At 31.7% G+C, this 20,734-nt stretch carries 19 protein-coding genes; 14 read left to right on the top strand and 5 right to left on the bottom strand.

Going from position 1 to position 20,734, the window contains the following annotated elements; all coding sequences use genetic code 11:
* Positions 1–10: 10 nt before the first annotated feature.
* From Q0V67_RS07930 to pcp, 7 genes are read left to right on the top strand one after another with little or no spacing between them, the layout of a single operon-like run.
* Positions 11–814 (top strand): undecaprenyl-diphosphate phosphatase, encoded by an 804-nt coding sequence (locus tag Q0V67_RS07930; RefSeq protein ID WP_297598491.1) that lies wholly within the window; start codon positions 11–13, stop codon positions 812–814.
* Positions 815–831: 17 nt separating this feature from the next.
* On the top strand, positions 832–2,223 hold the full coding sequence (locus Q0V67_RS07925) for a coproporphyrinogen III oxidase (protein WP_297598489.1): 1,392 nt from the start codon (positions 832–834) through the stop codon (positions 2,221–2,223).
* Positions 2,224–2,235: 12 nt separating this feature from the next.
* Entirely contained in the window at positions 2,236–2,733 is a 498-nt protein-coding gene (locus Q0V67_RS07920; protein WP_297598487.1) for a helix-hairpin-helix domain-containing protein, read from the top strand.
* A gap of 16 nt (positions 2,734–2,749) precedes the next feature.
* A complete protein-coding gene (gene hslO, locus Q0V67_RS07915; RefSeq protein ID WP_297598486.1) occupies positions 2,750–3,631 on the top strand; it encodes an Hsp33 family molecular chaperone HslO in 882 nt (293 codons plus the stop codon).
* Positions 3,628–4,290 (top strand): DUF969 domain-containing protein, encoded by a 663-nt coding sequence (locus tag Q0V67_RS07910; protein WP_297598484.1) that lies wholly within the window; start codon positions 3,628–3,630, stop codon positions 4,288–4,290. The genes hslO and Q0V67_RS07910 overlap by 4 nt, the downstream gene beginning before the upstream one ends.
* Before the next feature lie 12 nt (positions 4,291–4,302).
* A complete protein-coding gene (locus Q0V67_RS07905; protein ID WP_297598482.1) occupies positions 4,303–5,220 on the top strand; it encodes a DUF979 domain-containing protein in 918 nt (305 codons plus the stop codon).
* Between the two features lie 13 nt (positions 5,221–5,233).
* Entirely contained in the window at positions 5,234–5,875 is a 642-nt protein-coding gene (gene pcp, locus Q0V67_RS07900; RefSeq protein ID WP_297598481.1) for a pyroglutamyl-peptidase I, read from the top strand.
* Between the two features lie 48 nt (positions 5,876–5,923).
* On the opposite strand, the gene Q0V67_RS07895 is transcribed toward pcp, so the two are convergent.
* Complete coding sequence (locus Q0V67_RS07895) at positions 5,924–6,199, bottom strand: co-chaperone GroES (RefSeq protein ID WP_297598479.1); 276 nt, start codon at positions 6,197–6,199, stop codon at positions 5,924–5,926.
* Positions 6,200–6,516: 317 nt separating this feature from the next.
* Here Q0V67_RS07895 and Q0V67_RS07890 point away from each other — a divergent pair, with 317 nt between their 5' ends.
* On the top strand, positions 6,517–7,716 hold the full coding sequence (locus Q0V67_RS07890) for an ROK family protein (RefSeq protein ID WP_297598477.1): 1,200 nt from the start codon (positions 6,517–6,519) through the stop codon (positions 7,714–7,716).
* 273 nt (positions 7,717–7,989) lie between these two features.
* A complete protein-coding gene (locus Q0V67_RS07885; RefSeq protein ID WP_297598476.1) occupies positions 7,990–9,090 on the top strand; it encodes a hypothetical protein in 1,101 nt (366 codons plus the stop codon).
* 66 nt (positions 9,091–9,156) lie between these two features.
* Here Q0V67_RS07885 and Q0V67_RS07880 read toward each other — a convergent pair whose 3' ends face one another.
* Positions 9,157–10,233, bottom strand: coding sequence for a glycerol dehydrogenase (locus tag Q0V67_RS07880; protein WP_297598474.1), 1,077 nt, complete (start codon positions 10,231–10,233; stop codon positions 9,157–9,159).
* A 123-nt stretch (positions 10,234–10,356) separates the two neighbouring features.
* On the opposite strand from Q0V67_RS07880, the gene ligA reads away from it, so the two are divergent.
* On the top strand, positions 10,357–12,396 hold the full coding sequence (gene ligA / locus Q0V67_RS07875; RefSeq protein WP_297598471.1) for an NAD-dependent DNA ligase LigA: 2,040 nt from the start codon (positions 10,357–10,359) through the stop codon (positions 12,394–12,396).
* A gap of 89 nt (positions 12,397–12,485) precedes the next feature.
* On the opposite strand, the gene celB is transcribed toward ligA, so the two are convergent.
* From celB to Q0V67_RS07860, 3 genes are all read right to left on the bottom strand, one after another.
* Entirely contained in the window at positions 12,486–13,823 is a 1,338-nt protein-coding gene (gene celB / locus Q0V67_RS07870; protein WP_297598469.1) for a PTS cellobiose transporter subunit IIC, read from the bottom strand.
* A 107-nt stretch (positions 13,824–13,930) separates the two neighbouring features.
* Complete coding sequence (locus Q0V67_RS07865; RefSeq protein WP_297598467.1) at positions 13,931–15,013, bottom strand: hypothetical protein; 1,083 nt, start codon at positions 15,011–15,013, stop codon at positions 13,931–13,933.
* A gap of 37 nt (positions 15,014–15,050) precedes the next feature.
* Positions 15,051–15,356, bottom strand: a complete 306-nt coding sequence (locus Q0V67_RS07860; protein ID WP_297598465.1) for a PTS sugar transporter subunit IIB — start codon at positions 15,354–15,356, stop codon at positions 15,051–15,053.
* A 317-nt stretch (positions 15,357–15,673) separates the two neighbouring features.
* Here Q0V67_RS07860 and Q0V67_RS07855 point away from each other — a divergent pair, with 317 nt between their 5' ends.
* The 4 genes from Q0V67_RS07855 (at position 15,674) to Q0V67_RS07840 (ending at position 20,698) form a co-directional block, all read left to right on the top strand.
* A complete protein-coding gene (locus tag Q0V67_RS07855; protein WP_297598463.1) occupies positions 15,674–16,819 on the top strand; it encodes a replication initiation protein in 1,146 nt (381 codons plus the stop codon).
* A gap of 161 nt (positions 16,820–16,980) precedes the next feature.
* Complete coding sequence (locus tag Q0V67_RS07850; RefSeq protein WP_297598461.1) at positions 16,981–18,066, top strand: MupG family TIM beta-alpha barrel fold protein; 1,086 nt, start codon at positions 16,981–16,983, stop codon at positions 18,064–18,066.
* Between the two features lie 43 nt (positions 18,067–18,109).
* Entirely contained in the window at positions 18,110–18,448 is a 339-nt protein-coding gene (locus Q0V67_RS07845; RefSeq protein ID WP_297598460.1) for a PTS lactose/cellobiose transporter subunit IIA, read from the top strand.
* A gap of 111 nt (positions 18,449–18,559) precedes the next feature.
* Positions 18,560–20,698, top strand: coding sequence for an HD domain-containing phosphohydrolase (locus tag Q0V67_RS07840; protein ID WP_297598458.1), 2,139 nt, complete (start codon positions 18,560–18,562; stop codon positions 20,696–20,698).
* Positions 20,699–20,734 lie beyond the last annotated feature (36 nt).

The raw sequence follows: 20,734 nt of genomic DNA, 5'->3' as shown, positions 1-20,734 counted from the left end.
GAAAAAAATAATGAATCCATTTTTACTAGTTATAATACTAGGTATAGTTGAAGGGATGACAGAGTTTGTTCCTGTGAGTAGTACAGGTCATATGATTTTGGTGGAGAGATTTATAAACTCTCCGTCAGTTTCAAAAGCCTTTATGGAAAATTTTTTAGTAATAATACAATTTGGAGCGATACTTTCAGTAGTAGCGTATTTTTGGAAGGATTTAACCCCATTTGTAAAAACAAAAGAGGAGTTTAAAGAGAAGTTTTCTCTTTGGACAAAAATAATTGTAGGTGTGTTACCAGCTGGAGTAATAGGTCTTTTAGCGGATGATTATATATCTAAATTTTTTATGGATAATACCACAATAGTGGCATCAATGTTAATATTATATGGAATAATATTCATTTTAGTGGAGAGAAAGAATCTCAAAGGTGGAATAGGTTCAATAAAAGAGATGTCGTATAGATTAGCTTTCACAATAGGTTTTTTTCAGTGTTTAGCAATGATACCGGGAACGTCACGTTCAGGAGCAACAATAATAGGAGCTCTTCTATTGGGTGTATCTAGATCTGTTGCGGCTGAATACTCATTTTTCTTAGCTATTCCAACAATGGCAGGAGCAACTTTACTTAAGCTTGTGAAAAATGGACTTAACTTTACCTCGGTAGAATGGCAACTTTTAGCACTGGGATCGATTGTATCTTTTGTTGTAGCTTATGTGGTTATAAAGTGGTTTATGGGATATATTAAGCAAAAAACTTTTAAAGCTTTTGGAATATATAGAATCATTTTAGGAATTTTAGTTTTATTGTTGATGAAATAGAAAGTGGTGTTTAAAAAGTGAGTATAGTTACTAACTTTCCTCTAAGTGAAAAAAGCGTAGAGGAGTTTGTAAGGCTGTTATTGCCTGAAGGAATAGGTAAGGATATAAAAGGTGAGGTAAGCTACTCACAAGATAGAATAAAAGTAAGTGTTAGTATAGATGGAAAAGTAGCTTTTTTAGAAGAGGAAAATTTGGAGCATATAGTGGAGGATCAAGGGACTATAATGTTAAAAGGTGCTCTTTTAAAGGCTTATGGAAAAATGTATCCATGGGGAAGTTTGATAGGTGTTCGTCCAACTAAGATGACCAGGAGATTTCTCCAAATGGGATTTTCAAAGGAGAGAGTGGAGAAACTTTTAAATAATATGTATCTCGCTACTAAAGAGAAAATAGACCTTATAATGAAAGTTATAGAGACAGAGGAAAAGCTTTTAAATAAGCAAGCTATGAATATGTATATAGGTATTCCATTTTGTCCATCTAAATGTAGATACTGTTCTTTTGCATCTTATGAAATTGGAAGTGCTTTAGGAAGATTTTATAAAAAGTTTGTAGAAACTCTTTTAGAGGAGATAAAACTTGTAGGGAAGCTTTCTGAGGAAAAAAACTTCAAGTATGAATCTCTATACATAGGAGGGGGAACACCAAGTACTTTAACTTTAGAGGATACGGAAAGAGTACTAAAGGCAATACACGAGAATATAGATCTCTCAAATATTAAAGAGTTCACATTTGAAGCTGGAAGAGAGGATGCTATCACCAGAGAAAAGTTAGAAGTTTTAAAAAAATATGGTGTAGATAGAGTGAGTTTAAACCCTCAGACATTTAAAGATGAGACTCTAAAAAATTTAAATAGAACTTTTGATAGAAAACACTTTGATGAAGTTTATAGGGATATAAAAGAACTTGGATTTATTTTAAATATGGATATAATTTTAGGGCTGCCTGAAGAGAGTGTGGAGGATATTTTAAACACTTTAAATGAGCTTAGAAAATATGAGATGGAGAATTTAACTGTACATTCTTTAGCTAAAAAGAAAGGTTCGACACTCTATAGAGAAAGCTTTGAAGAATCTGAAGTAGAAAGAGTTTTAGTTGAGGGAGAAATATCTAAAATTATCAAAGAAAAAGGAATGGAAGCATATTACATGTATCGTCAAAAAAATAGTTTGGATTGGGGAGAAAATGTGGGTTATTCTATCCCAGGATTTGAATCTAGATTTAATATTGAAATGATTGAAGAAAATCAGCAGACTATGGGACTTGGTGGAGGTGCGATAAGTAAATCTATCCACAAAGAAACTGAGTATATCGATCAGATAGAAAGACTTGTGAACCCTAAGGATCCAGCACTTTATATAGCTGAGATGAGAGATAGACACATAAAAAAAATAAAGTTTTTCTCATAAAGAGGAGATGTTATGAAAAAAATATTTATATCAATTCTATTGATTGCCTTAACAACATTTTCATATTCATTGATAGAGAGTGAGTTTAAAGTTATTGAGAGCAAAAATACCTTAGATTCAAAAAATCTGTTGTTAGATATAAATACAGCCACAGAATCAGAGATGTTAAGATCTGGGATATCAAAAGGTTATGTGGATAAACTTTTAGAATATAGAGCTATAACCGGTGGATTTGAAAATTTAAAAGATATGGTAAGAGTTGATGGGATTGGAAAGAAAACATTTGAAAAACTAAAAGGAAAATTTAAAGAGGTTGAGAAAGTAAAGTTAAATAAATTTAATATAAATAAAGTGGATGATAAAACTTTAATCTATTATGGTTTGTCTAAAAAAGAAATACAAAATATCAGAAAATACCACGAAGATGGGAAAATAAGAAGTAATTTGGAAATAAAAAAAATAATTTCCAAAAAAAGATATGAGGATTTAAAAGATTACATAGAATATTGAAAGAGGTGAAATTGAAATGAGTAGATTAATAAGAGGGGTTAGTAAAAATGCCAGATTTGTTCTTGTTGATACAAAGGATATAGTGCAAGAAGCACTGGATATACATAAGTGTAGCCCAACAGCTATCTCATCATTTGGAAGACTTTTATCCGCTGCTATAATAATGGGAGCAACTTTAAAAGGTGAGGATATATTGACATTGAGAACAACAACAAATGGACCGTTATCAAATATGTTGGCCACAGTGAATAAAAATGGAGTGAAGGGGTATCTCTCTAATCCAGAAGTGGATTTACCATCTAAAGCAAACGGAGAACCAGATGTTCAAAACTTAGTGGGACAGGGAACACTGCATGTTATAAAAGATTTAGGATTGAAAGATCCATATATTGGAGTTTCAACAATAACGAGTGGAGAGATAGCTTATGATATAGCTTACTACTATGTAACTTCGGAGCAAACACCAACAGTTATTGCTCTGGGAGTGGAGTTAGAGAATGAAAAAATAGTAAAATCAGCAGGTGGATATATGATTCAACTTCTACCTGGAGCTGAGGAAACATTTATAGTTGAATTAGAAAAAAAGATAGCTGCTATTAGAGGAGTATCAGAACTGTTCAAAGGTGGAATGGATTTAGAAAGAATTTTACATCTAATCTATGAGGATATGAGCGATGAGGAACATGAAAAGCTGATAGAGGACTATGAAATTTTGGATTCAAAAGAGATAAAATACAGTTGTGATTGTAGCAAAGAGAAGTTTTTTAAAGGTATTATAACTTTAGGTAAGGGTGAAATAGAGGAAATTCTTGCTGAAAAGGGTGAAGTTGAGGCACAGTGCCATTTCTGTGGAAAAAGTTATGTATTTAAAAGAGAGGAGTTGGAAGAGATACTATGATTAAATTGATAGGGGTATTGATAATACTTATAGGATTTATTATAAAATTAGACACTATAGCGGTTGTCTTAATAGCTGGACTAGCAACAGGTCTTGTAGCGGGAATAGATTTTGTAGAGGTTTTAAGTATTCTAGGAGCTGCTTTTGTTCAAACAAGATATATGACACTACTGCTTTTAACATTGGCAGTTGTAGGAATATTGGAGAGAAATGGATTGAGAGAGAGAGCTTCTATCTGTATATCAAAATTGAAGGGAGCTACAGCAGGAAAGGTTTTATCGATCTATGTTGTTGTTAGAATGTTAGCAGCAGTTTTATCTATGAGACTGGGAGGTCACGTTCAGTTTATAAGACCGTTGATATATCCTATGGCAAAAGGTGCTATAGCTAAGGACGGACCTGTAAGCGATGAATTAGATGAGGATTTAAAGGGAATAACAAACGCCTCTGAAAACTATGCAAATTTCTTTGGACAAAATGTATTTGTAGCTTCATCAGGAGTTCTTTTGATTGTTGGAACACTTCAAGAGTTAGGAGTGGATGTTCAGGCTTATGCGGTTTCAAAAGCTTCAATACCTGTAGCGTTAGTGACATTGGTATTAGCTTTTATTCAATATTATCGTTTGGATAAAGAGATAAAAAAATCAAGAGCAAAGTAGGAGGGAAAATTAGTGGATGTTAAAACGTTATTAGAGATCATGTATATACTTTGCGGAGTTGTTTTACTTGTGAGTGGAGTATATTCATATTTAGATAAAAAAAATCCAAAAAGATTTGGATCGGCAGCTTTTTGGATGATATTTGGATTTTTATTTATAGGTGGACCACATGTGAATCCAGCAATAGTTGGAGGATTACTTTTAGTTATGGGAGTTCTGAGTGCTACTAAATCTGTATCTCTGGCTACTTTTACTACAAGTACGGATGAGTTTAGAGAGAAGCAAGCTCTTAAAATAGGAAATACATTGTTTATTCCAGCTGGTTTGATAGGGGTTATAGCTTTTTCTATAGCTCAATTCACTAAGCTAGGAGGTCTTGTAGGTTTAGGTCTAGGGGCTATAATCTCTCTTGGTGTAACAATGGTTGTAACAAAGGAAAAACTGGATAAAATTCCATATGATTCAAGCAGAATTTTACAACAGATGGGGCCAACAGTTATTCTTCCACAACTGCTAGGTTCTTTGGGATCAGTTTTTGCTAAAGCTGGAGTAGGAACGGTTATTGCTGGAATAATGGGAAGTGTAGTGCCAGAAGGAAATATTTTAGCTGGTGTGGCAGTATATTGCCTATCTATGGCAATATTTACTATGATAATGGGAAATGCTTTCGCAGCTTTTGCAGTTATTACAGCAGGAATTGGATATCCTTTTGTGATAGCTCAAGGTGGAAATCCAGCAGTAGTTGGTGCAATGGGATTAACAGCTGGATATTGTGGAACTTTATTGACTCCAATGGGAGCAAATTTCAATATTGTTCCGGCATCAATATTGGAAATGAAGAATAAAAATGGTGTTATACTAAAGCAAGTGGGAGTTGCGTTACCACTTCTTATAATTCATATTGCGTTGATGTATTTATTAGCATTTTAATTAGGAGGTAGTTATGAAAGTTTTAATAACAGGATTTGATCCATTTGGAGGAGAAAGTATAAATCCAGCTTGGGAAGCAGTAAAAGCGATGAAGGATAGTATAGAAGGAATCGAGGTTATAAAATTACAAATACCTACAGTTTTTAAAAGATCGGCAGAAAAACTTTTTGCGGGAATAGATGAGCACAAACCGGACGCTGTTATATGTATAGGACAAGCTGGTGGAAGATTTGATATATCTGTAGAAAGAGTAGGAATAAATATGGATGATGGAAGAATTCCAGACAACGATGGATATCAACCGGTAGATACATCTGTTTTTGAGGATGGAGAGAACGCTTACTTTGCAACTCTTCCAATAAAAGGGATTGTAGAGGAGATAAAAAATGTAAAAATTCCAGCCTCTGTTTCGAATACAGCGGGGACATATGTATGTAATCACATAATGTACTCTTTGCTTTATTATATATCTAAAAATAAACTGGATATAAAAGGTGGATTTATACATGTACCATATATAACGGAGCAAGTTGTGGATAAGAAAAATATGCCTTATATGGAAGTTAGCACTATAACAAAAGCTTTAGAGTGTGCGGTTGCAGCTTTAAAAAAATATAGTGTAGATATTAAAGTTTCTGGTGGAAAAGAGTTTTAACAAAAAAAGCCTGCACTGAGTGTGGGCTTTTTTTTAATGGTTAGATAACTAGTCTTCGATAATTCCTAAAATTTCTTCCAATTCTAAAAGAATGAAGTTTTCTCCAAACCTTTCAATTTTGATACCAGTTTTTTTAGAGAAAATAACATGATCTTTAAGTTTAAAAGTAGTTAAAACTTCATCATCATCACTGAGGGCGATGATTTGTCCAATTCTGTAGTTTTTTTCCTCGTTATTTTGAATAAGTAAAATACCAGTAGTAGTTTTCTCTTCAATAGCGATAGGTTTAACCAAAACTCTTTTTCCGATAGGTCTTATTTTCATTGTTGCCTCCCCTTTTCTATTTACTTATTTAAAACTTTATCAAAAATAAAAAAAAAAAGCAATTAAAATATAAAGAGGAGGCAACGGGAATGCCTCCTCTTTAAACGGGTTTCTAACCAAATACCTGGAGGATATTGGTTATTATATAATAAGTTTAGCACCTTATTATCAAAATATGATATAATTTAGTAGTAAATATTTTTATAATTTTTTTAACTTGGTTTAAAAAAATGTTAAGTTAATTAAAAAATGTTTTATCTAGTAAAAATATATAACAAATTTGTTTATTTGTCAATAAAAAAATTAAGGAGACGGGGATGGATTTAAAAAGTCAGAATAAAAATATTACCAATTTGTTGAAATTTATTAATTCTAGTGAGGGGTCCAATAAGTTAGAGATAGCAGAAAATATAATGGTTTCTCCAGCAGCATTAACAAAGATATCGAAAAAACTTATTGCGGAAAATATTTTATTAGAGCAAAAAAAAATAGATGAAAATGGTCGTAAAAAAAATATCTTATTAATTAATTATGAGAGATTTTATTCTATAGGTGTTTTAATTGAGTTAAAAAAAATAAAAATAAATATAACAAACCTAAAAAATGAAATTATTCAAAAATTTGTTATAAAAAATGATTATAAAAATAATTTTGAAAGCTTTTCAGAGATTATAGTTTTGGAGATAAAAAAAATAATTGAAGACAGTGTAATTTCACTAGATGAAATATTGGGAGTGGGAATTGTTGTATCAAATGATTTTATAACTGACAACTCTATATCTTTATTTAAGGAGGATAGGTTTTCAAAAATTGAAAAACTTGTAAAATATCATTTAAAGAAAAAAGTTTATATAGAGAGTGAGATTAGGGCGTTAGCTCTCTATGAAGCTTTTTTAAATCCAGAGTATAAAAACTTTTTTTTAGTGAGATATGCTAATACAAGGGGAAGTTCAATTATAGTGGACAATAAACTTATAAATCCAGTAGTTAGTCACTATAGATCGATGGGAAATAGACATTTTATAGTTGAGCCAAACTCTGAGGTTTATTGTGATATCTGTAAAAAAAGAGGATGTTTTGAAACAATGGTTTCGCCAAAATATTTATTTAAAGAAATTTTAAAGGAAAATAATAATTCGGAGCGTATAAGACTTCTGTATGAAAATATGAAGTTTGATGAATTTATAGAAAGAGCCGAAAAGGGCGAGATTTTAGAGTGTAAAGTTCTTAGAAAAGTTGCGAAGTATATTTCAATACTTATTATAAATCATAATAATCTATTACCTTTGGATACTTTTTTTCTTTCTGGAAAAATCTTTAAAAGTCAGTTGTTTATAAGTTATTTAAAAATGTATTTACAGGAGTTTCAGTTAGCTGAGGTACATGAAAAATTAGTTATATTGGATACAAGTTTAGATAAAGCTGAGTTTTCGGCATCATTTTTAGCTATAAACTATGTTTTTTATAACTATCATATAAATAATTTAGATGAGAGAGAAAAGAGTGAGATAGAATAGATTTCAAAGACTTAAATTTAACCTTGGTTATTTTAAGTCTTTTTTTATGCGTAAATATTTTATAATGTAAAAAAATATTATTCTTCTTAAAATGTTCAAAAAGCCTTATAAATAAAAGAATTGTTTGTAAAAAAAGTGTTTTTTTAAAATTTACTTAGAAAAATATTGTTTACAAATTGTCAAAAATGTAGTATAAACTAACTAATGTGGGGATTGAATTTTTACTTGAAAAAAAATTTTTCTCTAAACTAAATTATGCTCGGAGGGGATTTTATGAAAAAATTAGCACTTTTATTAGGATCTTTACTTGTAGTTGGAACAGCAGCTCAAGCTAAAGAAGTAGTGGTAGCACCTGTAGAGGTTTCAAAAGAGGTTGTAGTTGTAGCTGAAGAGGTAGTGGAAGTAATTACACCGTCGTTTAGACCAAGTGGATACTTAGGAGTTCAGTACAGAGCATATGGAGATACTGAGGGACAAGGAGATAGCATAAGAAATACTCAATCACAAAATACACCAGATGACAATCAAGATACTTGGAATAGAGGATCAAATAAATACTCTAGACTTGAAACAACTTTTGGAATTCAAGCAACAGAGAACTTCTCATTAGAAGGAAGAATTAGAGACTACAGTGAATTAGAAAGAAATGATTCTACAAAAGATAACGGAAGAGATGGAACTGAAACAAGATTGAGAGCTTATTACAAGCACAATGACTGGTTCACTTCAAGAATTCAATACAGAGATGAAGAGGATGAATCTCAAAACTTAGAGTATCAAGCAAGATTTACAGTGTACAAAAATCAAGGGGCACTATTGAATAAATTAGTACTTGCACCAAAATTATATCACACATTCCCTGCAAATGGTGGCGGAAACTACATGAATACTATCGGTATGGATATCGATTATGCAGGTAATTTACCACTAGGATTTACTTGGGACGGTACAATCTATATAAACCAAAATTTCTATAACCAAGATTTCCACACAAACAGTGATTTAACAGGAAATAAGGATAAAGAACTTAACATCGAGTGGGAGATCTATTTATATAGAACATTTGCTCTATATGCAACTGAAAACTATGCACTTGATCTAAAATTTGAGGGAGGATATGATCCGTATAAATTTGGTCAGTATGACAAATACACTCAAGACAAGGATACTAAGAAGATTACTAAATCAGAAAAAACAACTTATAGTTTATATGCACAGTTTGCTTTAGAAAATGATTATAAAGTAAATGAGTATTTAACAGTTAATGGAGGAATCGCTGCTGAGTATAGAAACTGGGATAGAACAGCTCAAAGTTCAGCTGCTGATTGGAGATGGCAACCATTCGCTTTTGTAGGAATGAAAGCAACATTCTAGTCCCTAATAAAGTGTAAAAATATATAAAAATCCCACCACTATTGCAATAGTGGTGGGATTTTTATATTAATAACTTCCGTAGTTGTCTGCAGCCAATATCGCAGCAAAAACTTTTTCGGGAGTAACTTCAAATGGCATATTATGAATTGTTTCACCAAGAGCACATGAAATTTTAGCGACCTCCATAATTTTATTGTGATCAATAGTTGTAACTCCCATATCCTCTAAAGACGTAGGCAGACCAACATTTTTACAGAAGAATAAAACTTCATCTATCTCTTCTAGTGGAGCATTTTCTAAAAAAAGTTGAACTAAGGTACCAAAAGCAACTTTTTCACCGTGATATAGATGGTGGCACTCCTCTAAAACAGTCAATCCATTGTGGATAGCATGAGCTGCAGCAAGTCCTCCACTTTCAAATCCAATCCCACTGAGATATGTATTTGTTTCAATAATATTTTCAACAGCTTTAGTACAAACATTTTTTTGAGCAGCAAACAGTGCTTTTTCTCCATCCTCTATAAGAGTGTCGTAGCAAAGCTTAGCTAAAACAATAGCTGCTTTTGTAGGGAGTCCTCCTCCCATATTAAGAGCTCCAGATCTTTCACATGCCCTAGCTTCAAAATATGTAGCAAGAGCATCTCCCATTCCACTGACAAGGAGTCTAGCAGGAGCTTTAGCTATAATCTCAGTGTCCATAAGAACCATATTGGGATTATTGGGCAAAAGAAGGTATTCATCAAATACGCCATCTTCGGTATATAAAACAGATAGAGCACTACAAGGAGCATCAGTAGAAGCGATTGTAGGAACGATTAAAACAGGAAAATTAGAATAGTAACCAATAGCTTTAGCGGTATCAAGAGTTTTTCCACCACCAACTCCAATAATCATTTCAACATCTTTAGATTTCATAATATCAATTAAACGATTGACCTCAATTTTAGAGCATTCCCCATTAAACTGTTCAAAGAAAGCCTCTAAATTATGATATTGAAAACTTTTTTCAACAATCTCTTTGGTGAGATTCATAACAAACTCGTCGGCAATGATAAAGGCATTTTTATTGGCATACTTAGCTATATTTTTTAATGAGCCAGAACCTTGAATATATTTGCTTGGCGATAAAATAATGTTCTCCATTTAAAATCCTCCTATGAACTTAATTGACAAATTTTTGTCATATTATCTATTACCATTAAAAGCTTAAATTGTAAATAGAAAAGTGGTATAATTAAGTAAAAAATTAGGTAGGGTGATAGACAGGTGTTAAAACTATTTGATATAGATGAAAAAGAAAAGCCTGAGGAAAGAATAGAGAAGTTAAAGCAAGAGATAGAACGTTATAACTACTACTATTATACGAAAAATGAGTCTTTGATATCGGATATGGAGTTTGATGTACTTTTAAAAGAGCTACAGGAATTAGAGCACAATTATCCAGAATATAGAGATTTAAACTCTCCAACAGTAAATGTGGGTGCGAGCAATTTGAAAGAATCAAAGTTTACGAAAGTTGTGCATAAAAAACCGATGTTAAGTTTAAATAACTCATATAACATTGGGGATGTAATTGCCTTTGCAGAAAGAGTTGAAAAAAACTTGGATGGAACTCATAGAGATTTGGAATATGTTTTAGAGCTAAAATTAGATGGAGCGAGTATAAGTGTGCAGTATGAAGATGGACAACTTGTAAAAGCAGTAACAAGAGGAGATGGGATAGAGGGAGAGGATGTGACAGAAAACATCTTAGCTATAAAAAGTATTCCTAACTATCTAAAAGAAAATATATCGATAGAGGTAAGAGGTGAAATTGTATTACCTTTAAGCAGATTCCAAGAAATTAATCAGAGAAGATTAGAAGATGGAGAGGAGATATTTGCCAATCCAAGAAATGCAGCTAGTGGAACTTTAAGACAGCTAGATGCAGAGGTTGTTAAAGAAAGAGAGCTAGATGCATATTTTTATTATCTAGTTGATCCTGAAGATCATGGTATGAAAACTCATAAAGAAAGTTTAGAATATTTAAGTAAAATTGGAATAAAAACGACAGGAATTGCAGAAGTTATTAGCTCAATGTCTATAATGGAAGAACGTATTGCATATTGGGAGAAAGCTAAAGAAAAATTGGATTATGAAACAGACGGATTGGTTTTAAAATTAAATAATATAGGTCTTTGGGAAGAGGTGGGATACACAACTAAAAGTCCAAGATGGGCAATAGCATATAAATTTCCTGCAAAACAGGTAACAACAAAATTGAATGGGATAACTTGGCAGGTTGGAAGAACAGGAAAAGTTACACCTGTAGCGGAACTAGAAGAGGTAGAACTATCTGGAAGTAGGGTAAAAAGAGCAAGTTTACATAATATGGATGAGATAGTTAGAAAAGATATAAGAATAGGAGATCGTGTTTTTATAGAAAAAGCTGCGGAAATAATACCGCAAGTTGTGAGCTCTGTAAAAGAAGTGAGAGATGGAAGCGAGAAAATTGTAGTTCCGCCAACACACTGCCCTATTTGTAAATCACTTTTGGAGAAAGAGGAAGGGTTAGTGGATTTAAAGTGTGTTAATCCCACTTGCCCAGCTATAATACAGGGAAGCATAGAGTATTTTGTATCTCGTGATGGAATGAATATCAGTGGGTTTGGAAGTAAAATTGTAGAAAGAATGCTAGAGTTAGGTTATATACAAGATATAACAGATATATATGAACTTTCAAAATATGGTGAAGAGATGAAGAAATTAGATAAGATGGGAGAAAAAAGTGTCGAGAAACTTTTTGCCTCAATAGAGAAGAGTAAGGAAAGACCGTACTCAAAAACTCTTTACGCTCTTGGAATACCATTTGTGGGAAAATTCTTAGGAACAGTTCTATCTAAAAAGAGTGGGGATATTGATAAGCTTTCATCTATGACAAAAGAAGAACTTTTAGAAATTGAAGGTGTTGGAGAGAAAGTAGCCGAATCTGTATATAAATTCTTCAGAGATGAAAAATCTATGGAGATTGTAAAAAAGCTTAAAGAGTATGGAATTAACTTCAGTCAAGAAAAGAAAAAAGATACTTCTGGAGAGGGACCTTTCTCTGGAAAAACATTTCTATTTACAGGAAAGTTAGAAAAGTTTAAAAGAGAGGAGATTAAAGAGTTGATTGAATCTTTGGGTGGAACAAATATGTCGTCTGTGAGTAAAAAATTGGATTATCTTATAGTTGGAGCAGATGCTGGAAGTAAGCTGAAAAAAGCTCAAGAACTAGAAACAGTTACAATATTGACAGAGGATGAATTTATAGAATTAACGAAATAGTTGTAAATAACAAAACCCCTAGGGATATAAATCCTTAGGGGTTTTATTATTAGCACTTTTTTTATATTTTAAACTGTGAGGTTTATATATTAAGCTACAACTTCCTCTTCATTAAGAGATTTTTCATAAACTCTTAAGAATGGAAGGTATAAGAAGAATGAAACTCCTACAAGTCCACAACTTAATAGGAAAGCGGTAATGCTGAAGTTTGTCCCTAAGAACGCTCCAATAGGTCCAGGTGTTGTCCAAGGAACAAGAGTTACAATCTTACCAACTAAATTAAACTTTGTCGCAAACCAAGCAATGCAAGCGTTAAAAACTGGTATTCCAACGAAAGGAATAAATAATAACGGATTCATCACGATAGGTGCTCCAAACATAATAGGTTCATTTATATTAAATACAGCTGGAATAACTGAAAGTTTTCCAATTGATTTGATATGTGCATTTTTGCTTACAGACATGGCAAGGGCAAGTCCTAAAGTTGCTCCAGCTCCACCGATGTAAACATAAGCATCCAGGAATCCACCAGCAAATATTTTAGGTAAAGTATCCCCAGCTTGTAGTGCAGCTTGATTAACAGCAAGGTTAGATAAAGTGATTGAGTTAATGATAGCTATAACAATATTTGTTCCGTGCAATCCAGCAAACCATAAAAGGTGAGTTATTATAATTATAAAGATTACAGAGATCAATGAATCAGACATATTTAACAGTGGTGCAAAAGCTTTTAATATAATCTCAGGAACCATAATATTTAAACTCTTCATTGCAAAGATGTTAACTGCATGGAAGATTATAGTAACAAATACAATCGGGATTAAAAGTTCAAAAGACTTTGCTATTGCAGGTGGCACAGAATCAGGAAGTTTAATAACAAACTTTTTCTGAACTAGAAGTCTGAAAATTTCAATTGCGATAATAGCTCCAATTATAGCTGTAAATAGTCCTTTAGCATCCAAATATCTAGCATCCATAACAGGCATCCATCCACCGTCAGGAATTAAGAATAGAGCACTAGCACCCTCTGCTTGACCTACAGGTAACCAATCAAGTTTAGCAGATGTAAGTAAGAAAGCATACATTGATAAGAATCCACCAGTTGTACCATTAAGTCCATAACTATTAGATAGTGACATACCGATTCCATAAGAAACAAAAAGGGACATGATTCCCATACTTACGTAGAAGGGTTGTACTAAATCGGCTTTAAAAGCACCCATAAGATTAGCGTACCACTCCATATATAAAACATTGCTAGGATCAGTAAAAGGTAGGTTCACTATCAAAAGTATAAAAGATCCTATTATTAGGAACGGCATCGTATAAACAAAACCATCCTTAATTGCATTTAAATATCTATTTTGCCCAACTTTTCCAGCTATGGGCATCATTTTTTCTTCAATTAAATTCATAAATTTACTCATAATTTTCCTCCATTTTCTTAATTGATTTAATTATATCAAATTTTACAGAAAGGGGTGGAGGAAAAAATTTCCCCTCCCCATAATTTGTATAAAGAGTTTATATAATTTTAGTTGAAGTTATAGTTTAACCCAACATATGACCACCACATATCAAGATCTTTTTTACCTTCGTTTCCACCAAACTTATCAGCATTTTTATAATCTCTAGTGTTATCATCATAAGCAACACCAACAAATGTAGAGAACTGCTCATTGATTATATAGTTAGCCATCAACTCATATCTAACTCTTGATCCAGCTTTATTTTCATAATTTCTAACGAAATCTCCATTCAACTTTCCATCATCTGTTCTTTCAAGAGTAAATCTGATTCTAGGCATGATAGTAAGTTTTTCCGTAGCTTTATATGGCATCATAACTCTGATTTGAGTTTCAACCATCTCATAAGAGTCATAGAATTCTCCAGTAGTATAAACAGTTGGATTTAAAGATAATTTTTCAGTTAACTTAAATGAAGGTCCAAAATCTCCTTCCCAATACCAACCGTTATCTCTTGTAGTTCCAGTAAGTTCAGTAGATTTATCTTTATCAATACCAGCAACTAACCATCCCGCTAATAGACCATCGAAGTGGTTGAAGTCTGTTCCTAATTCATATCTATCTCTTGTCCAGTTAGAATGGTATGTATTTCTAGAGTAATCCCTAGTTCTTTCTTCATTTCTATATTTTAAATGGAACCCTTGGTTAGCAAAAAGTTGGTATCTAACTTTCCAATCAACTCTTGTAGCCTCCCATTCAGCATCAGTACTGCTAAGTCCTAAATCTCCACCAAATCTTTTTTCAACATTTAAGTCTAATGTTAGCTTTCCTTTTGAAGCTGAAATTCCAGTCCCCCAGAAAGTTCCATCCTCATCATCCCCAATAACTTCTCCAGGCGCTTGCCATCTAAGTGCAGAGCCATTATCAAAATCCTCAGTTTCTAAATACATTCTTCCAGCAAAAGTCCACTTATCTTCAGGAACTTCAACGATTGTCAAAATTTCGGTCTCTTCGTTAACTCTCTCTTCTGTTATCTCTCCAGCGATAGCATTAGATTCAGTTGAAGTTATTGGTGTAGCCACAACCTCTTTTGCAAAAACGTTTGTTCCTAATAATGATAAAGCAGCTAATAAGTAAAGTGATTTTTTCATTTGTTATCCTCCCGTTTTATAAAAAAATTCTTTATTTTTACTTAGACATATTTAAAGCAAAGTCTAAAATTTTCTTTCCGTTTAAAGTTCCGTATGCCATCGTGTCTATAACGTCTAGTGGTTTTCCAGCAGCGGCAGCAAGAGCAGAAAGCTCAGCTTTTTTAAATCTAACTTGTGGTCCCAGTAAGAATACATCATATTGTGGTAATAGATCATGGAATTGCTCTAGTCCTACAGCATCAATTTTAACTTCTATATTTTCAGCGGCAGCAGCAGCTTCCATTTTTTTAACAACCATACTCGTTGACATTCCTGCAGAACAAAGTAATAATATTTTTTTCATAATAATTTCTCCTTTTTAAAAGTCTGAAGTTTTTTTACTTTAACTTTTCAATATGTTTATGAAATTATTATAAAATGTGTTTTAAAAAAAGTCAAATTTGACAAAAACAAGACTTTTTTCGTCGAATAACAATAAAACAAAATAAAAAAAACTTGAAAATAAGAGACAAATATTGTATTCTTTAAAAAAGACGAAAAAAAAGCGTTATAAAATCGTCTAATTTTTAAAAAAAATCAAGAAAAAATCACAAAATAATTTTATTTTTTTTAAAAAAGTTTAAAAAATCTTAAAAAAATCTTAAAAAAGGAGAACAAAAAATGAAAAAAACAGCATTTGATTTTTCTAAAAATGATATTTTTATAGATACTGATAAAAAGCTTAATAAAAAAGAAAGAGAATTTTTGGAAGTAATAAGAGACAAATATAAAGGTAAAAATGAAAAACATATAACTTTTAATGAAAAAGAACTTCGAAATATAGTAAAAGATAGGAGCTCGATAGAGGAGTTTTTAGATAAATTTTCTAAGAGAAGAATACACTTGAGATTGATTGAAAAGGGAGAGGAGATATTTTTTTCATCTTTTTCAATATTTGACTTCTATATGAAAAATCGAGAGGAGTATCGTATATATATATCGAGATCTTTAAAATCTTTGAAAGAAAGTGGAATATTTGATGATATTGATCTGCTTTTAATACTGCTATTCAAGGAGAAAAAAAGTTTTCAACTTTATTTAGCAATGATAAAAAATAGGACTAAGGGAAAATTTCTTTTAACTAGAGATCAATTGAAAGAGCTTTTAGGTGTAGCTCAAGAGAACTACGAGAGATTTTATGATTTTGAAAAAACTATTTTGAGACCAGCTTTAAACGATATAAACGAACTTACAAAATATAATATAGACTATAAAAAAATAAAGAATAGTGAAGGGTTCACGAGTAAAATTATGGAGATTGAATTTGTTTTTAATCATAAACTTTCACCGATTATAGCTAGTGAGATAGATAGTCTTTTGTTGCCTCTTAGAGATAGAGTGGATTCCATCGCAAAAGTTAGTAAAATTATAGAGGAGACCCTGCTAAAAGAGGGGATAGATTTTGTAAGAAATAATTTATATCATTTGGATAAGGGAATTTCAGGATCTTTAGATGAAGCTATCTCTTTAGCACTGAAAGAAAACCCAAATATAGAAACTCAAGAGAGATATATTCTTGTGAACAAAACTACAGATATTTTTTCAAATAGATTTATATTTGAATCAAGACTTTATAAAGAGTTACTAAAATGTAAGTTTTATTACAACTACAATTTTTTAAAAACTTTGAGAAATATGAAAATAGGGGAACTGCTACAATATAAAGATGAAAGACATAAAATTGAGATATTATATCTAGATAAAGGTAGAGAAAGTACAATTGAGATATATAAACTTGCTGAGAATGCTACACAAGAAAAAAAATAAATTCGCCCGTTTAATCTCATATGAAATAGATAAATAGTTATAAGTGTTGAGTTGATTAGACGAAAAAATAACTTTGAATATTCCCAAAATTTTAGTTCTTGACTTAAATTTGTTTTTCTAGTAAAACCTAGGAAACGAAAGGTTTCAGGAGGGAGTTATAAATGAGAGAGTTAGGAATTTCAATCTATCCATTTCACGCTACTTTAGAAGAGAATAAAAACTATATAGAGATGGCAGCAAAATATGGATATAGAAGAGTTTTTACTTGTTTATTATCAGTTGAAGGGGATAAAGACGCTATAATAAATGAATTTAAAGAAACAATAGCTCACGCAAACAGATTTGGAATGCAAGTTATGGTCGATGTAGCTCCATCAATTTTTAATAAGTTGGGAATAAGTTATGAGGATTTATCTTTTTTTAAAGAGATTGGAGCTTATGGGGTTAGGTTAGATTTAGGATTTTCAGGGAATGAAGAGAGTATAATGACTTTCAATGAACATGGGCTTGTGGTTGAGATTAATATGAGTCAGGATACGAACTATGTCAATACAATCATAGATTATATGCCAAATCAAGAGAGATTAGTTGGATGTCATAATTTTTATCCACATAGATATACTGGACTTTCAAGAGAACATTTTAGAAGCTGCAACAAAAGGTTCAAAGGATTTTCACTTACAACAGCAGCCTTTGTAACGGCTCAAACAGGAACGTTTGGTCCTTGGCCAGTAAATGATGGTCTTTGTACTCTAGAGGAGCACAGAGATTTACCTATTGAGGTTCAAGGTAGAGAGCTTTTTAATGAGGGAATAGATGTTGTAATCATATCCAATTGCTTTCCAAGTGAGGATGAATTGAGGGCTCTTGCTGAGATAAATAAAGAGATGTTAGAGTTAGAGTGTGAAATTTATGAAGGTGTTGGAGAGGTTGAAAGAGCTATAGTGGAAAAAGAGCTACATTTTCAACGTGGAGATGTGGGAGAATATGTTGTTAGATCAACACAATCAAGAGTGAAATACAAGGGAACCCATTTTGAACTATTTAACCCTGTGAATATAAAAAAAGGGGATGTTCTTATTGAATCATCACTTTATGGACAATATGCCGGTGAGTTACATATCGCCAGAAAAGATATGAAAAACACAGGAAAAACAAGTGTTGTTGGGAAAATAAAATCTGAATATATGGGTCTTTTAGATAGTATAAAACCATGGCAAAAATTTAAGATAAAAATAAAAAACTAAAACATATAGAGTAGAAAAATGCAAAATTTTAGGAGGATAAAAAATGGTAGATTTTACAGAGGATGAGTTAGAAGAGATAATATTTTCAATAGTTGCATATGCAGGAGAAGCTAAAGGATGTGCGCATCAAGCACTGGCTTTTTCAGAAGAGGGAAAATTTGAAGAGGCTGAAGAGTGTATGAAGGAGTGTAATGCTGCAGTGTTAAAAGCTCATCACGTTCAAACTGATATGATTCAAAAAGAAGCTGGAGGACAGAAGGTTCCACTATCAATGGTCTTTGTTCATGCTCAAGATCACCTTATGACAGCTCTATCAGAGAGAGAGTTAATAAAAAAAATGATAAAAATGAACAAGAGATTATTTGATTTAGAAAATAAATAGTTAGATTTAATTAGTAAAAGCCAAGAAGCTTCGTGATCTTGGCTTTTTTTATTTCTATTGTACAAAAAATATGATATAATAAATGTTCAAATTAAAATGGAGTGTGAGATTTTGTTAAAAAGTTTTTTAATTATTTTTATTATTACATTCACAAATATGTTTTCAATAGACCTGTCTATTGGGGAAAAAGCATGGATTTCTAAAAATAGAGGTGGAGTATATCAAGTAGATTCTTTACGACCACTGACAATATTCCTATATAAGGATAGTATGGGAAATTTTAGAGGTGTTCAAAAAGATTTTTTTAAATATTTGGAAGCGGATACAGGAATTAGATTTAATTTTAGATATATGGATACAAAATTATTACAGGAGAGTATAAAAAAGAATGAGGCAACTATAGTCATCAATGCTTCAAGAACTTTAGAAAGAGAAAACTGCTATACATATCTACCAACTTTAAATAACTATTATATAGGATTTTATACAAAAGATATAAAGGGTATAAATTTAAATGATATTCATGAAAAGACAGTTGGGATTATAGAGGGGAGCACGGAGGAAGAGCTTTTCAAAAAAAATTATCCAAAACAGTATAGGAATACAAAAAAAATAGTGTATGTAGTTAATTCAAATGATGGATTTGAAAAGTTAAATTCAGGGGAAATTGATACTTACTTAGGGAAAAGTAGCAACGATGTATTTAAAGTTTATAATTTTCATATGCTAGATAAAATAGCGAAAAAAAGTATAAAGATGATAGTCAGTAAAAAAGAGCCTGAACTGGCAAGTATTATTCAAAAGTATCAAAAGAAATTTGCCGATAAAATGTTTATGAATTCATTAAAAGTTGAAAGACCAATATTTTATAAACAACTATTGATGAATGATGAAAATATAAAGTGCATACAGGAAAAATATAAAGAGATTATAGTATCGATGCCAGCTGTGGATGAAATTCCGTCTTTTTTTTATAAAAAAAATGGAAAATATTTTGGATATATACCAGATAGATTGGAAGAACTCAGTAAAATATTGGAAATTCCAGTTATTTTAAAGCCGTATAAAGAGGGTGAGGACTATAATATAAAAGCGGTAGATTACCACTTGTTTGAAGAAAAAACTGAATATTTTATACCGTATTATGAAAGCAATATAACGCTGTTTTCAAATATAGATTCTGAAAACTTAGATCTACATGAAGGACTATCGGGTAAAAAATTGGGATATGTATCTCATGAAAAATTAAACTTGGATTTTAAAGAGGTCTATGGTACTGAAAAAGTAGTGAGATACAACACAAATAAAGAAGCATTTAAAGCAATTTTAGAAAGAGATATAGATGTTTTGATGGGAGATTTTAAAATAACATCACTATCGATATCAAGAAAACATTTGGATAAAAAGATAAAAATCATAGGTTTTTACAATGAAAAAACTAATGTTGGATTTGGAATAAATCCGAAAGATATTTATTTGGCTAAAACTTTAAAGAAAATACTTCCCAATCACACAACAGCTTTCCATATACTTTCAAGTCATTTTGAGATATATGAAACCCCATATATAGACTATAAATATATGTTTTTAGTAGTTGTAATCTCAAGTATAATAATTTTTGTCATGTACTTTTTACTGCTTCGAGCACAAGGTGAAAAATATAAGGCTGAAAGAATAACGAAAGCTTTGGTAGAAAGCTTTGAGATAGCCAATGAATTAAATGATGAGGATACAGGAAATCATATATTGAGAGTGAATCTATATTCAAAGCTTATTGCGGAGATGTTGGGATGTTCTCGAAAATTTATTCAAGAGGTCTCAACTTATGCCTCTCTTCATGATGTAGGAAAGATAGGGATATCGGATGTAATTTTAAAAAAACCAGGGAAATTGACTCCAGAAGAGTTTGATGAGATGCAAAATCATGTGGTTTTAGGATACAAGCTTATTAAAAAAATGCAGGTAGGAAAAATAGCGGAGAATATTGCACTTTACCATCATGAAAAATATAATGGAAAGGGATACTCTGTGGGCTTAAAGGGAGAAAAAATACCTTTAGAAGCTAGAATTGTTGCATTGGCCGATGTATATGATGCCCTTAGACAGGAAAGAGTCTATAAAAAAGGGTTTTCACACCAAAAGGCGATAGAGATAATTGAAAGTGAAAGGGGAGAACATTTTGACCCCCAAGTTGTAGATATATTTCTTAAATATAATGAAAAATTTGATATGATATTTAAAATGAATTAAAAATATAAGTCCCTCACAATTTTCACTGTGAGGGAC

Source organism: uncultured Cetobacterium sp. (assembly GCF_947072685.1).
In the GTDB taxonomy this organism is placed as follows: Bacteria; Fusobacteriota; Fusobacteriia; order Fusobacteriales; family Fusobacteriaceae; genus Cetobacterium_A.
The sequence above is the reverse complement of the archived record's forward strand: the minus strand, read 5'-3'. Positions and strand labels throughout refer to the sequence as shown.

What these genes read in the sequence shown, in the direction of transcription:
- Q0V67_RS07930 (WP_297598491.1), top strand. Translation starts at nt 11, where the DNA reads ATGAATCCATTTTTACTAGTTATAATACTAGGTATAGTTGAAGGGATG.
- Q0V67_RS07920 (WP_297598487.1), top strand. Translation starts at nt 2,236, where the DNA reads ATGAAAAAAATATTTATATCAATTCTATTGATTGCCTTAACAACATTT.
- hslO (WP_297598486.1), top strand. Translation starts at nt 2,750, where the DNA reads ATGAGTAGATTAATAAGAGGGGTTAGTAAAAATGCCAGATTTGTTCTT.
- Q0V67_RS07910 (WP_297598484.1), top strand. Translation starts at nt 3,628, where the DNA reads ATGATTAAATTGATAGGGGTATTGATAATACTTATAGGATTTATTATA.
- pcp (WP_297598481.1), top strand. Translation starts at nt 5,234, where the DNA reads ATGAAAGTTTTAATAACAGGATTTGATCCATTTGGAGGAGAAAGTATA.
- Q0V67_RS07895 (WP_297598479.1), bottom strand. Translation starts at nt 6,199, where the DNA reads ATGAAAATAAGACCTATCGGAAAAAGAGTTTTGGTTAAACCTATCGCT.
- Q0V67_RS07890 (WP_297598477.1), top strand. Translation starts at nt 6,517, where the DNA reads ATGGATTTAAAAAGTCAGAATAAAAATATTACCAATTTGTTGAAATTT.
- Q0V67_RS07885 (WP_297598476.1), top strand. Translation starts at nt 7,990, where the DNA reads ATGAAAAAATTAGCACTTTTATTAGGATCTTTACTTGTAGTTGGAACA.
- Q0V67_RS07880 (WP_297598474.1), bottom strand. Translation starts at nt 10,233, where the DNA reads ATGGAGAACATTATTTTATCGCCAAGCAAATATATTCAAGGTTCTGGC.
- celB (WP_297598469.1), bottom strand. Translation starts at nt 13,823, where the DNA reads ATGAGTAAATTTATGAATTTAATTGAAGAAAAAATGATGCCCATAGCT.
- Q0V67_RS07865 (WP_297598467.1), bottom strand. Translation starts at nt 15,013, where the DNA reads ATGAAAAAATCACTTTACTTATTAGCTGCTTTATCATTATTAGGAACA.
- Q0V67_RS07860 (WP_297598465.1), bottom strand. Translation starts at nt 15,356, where the DNA reads ATGAAAAAAATATTATTACTTTGTTCTGCAGGAATGTCAACGAGTATG.
- Q0V67_RS07855 (WP_297598463.1), top strand. Translation starts at nt 15,674, where the DNA reads ATGAAAAAAACAGCATTTGATTTTTCTAAAAATGATATTTTTATAGAT.
- Q0V67_RS07850 (WP_297598461.1), top strand. Translation starts at nt 16,981, where the DNA reads ATGAGAGAGTTAGGAATTTCAATCTATCCATTTCACGCTACTTTAGAA.
- Q0V67_RS07845 (WP_297598460.1), top strand. Translation starts at nt 18,110, where the DNA reads ATGGTAGATTTTACAGAGGATGAGTTAGAAGAGATAATATTTTCAATA.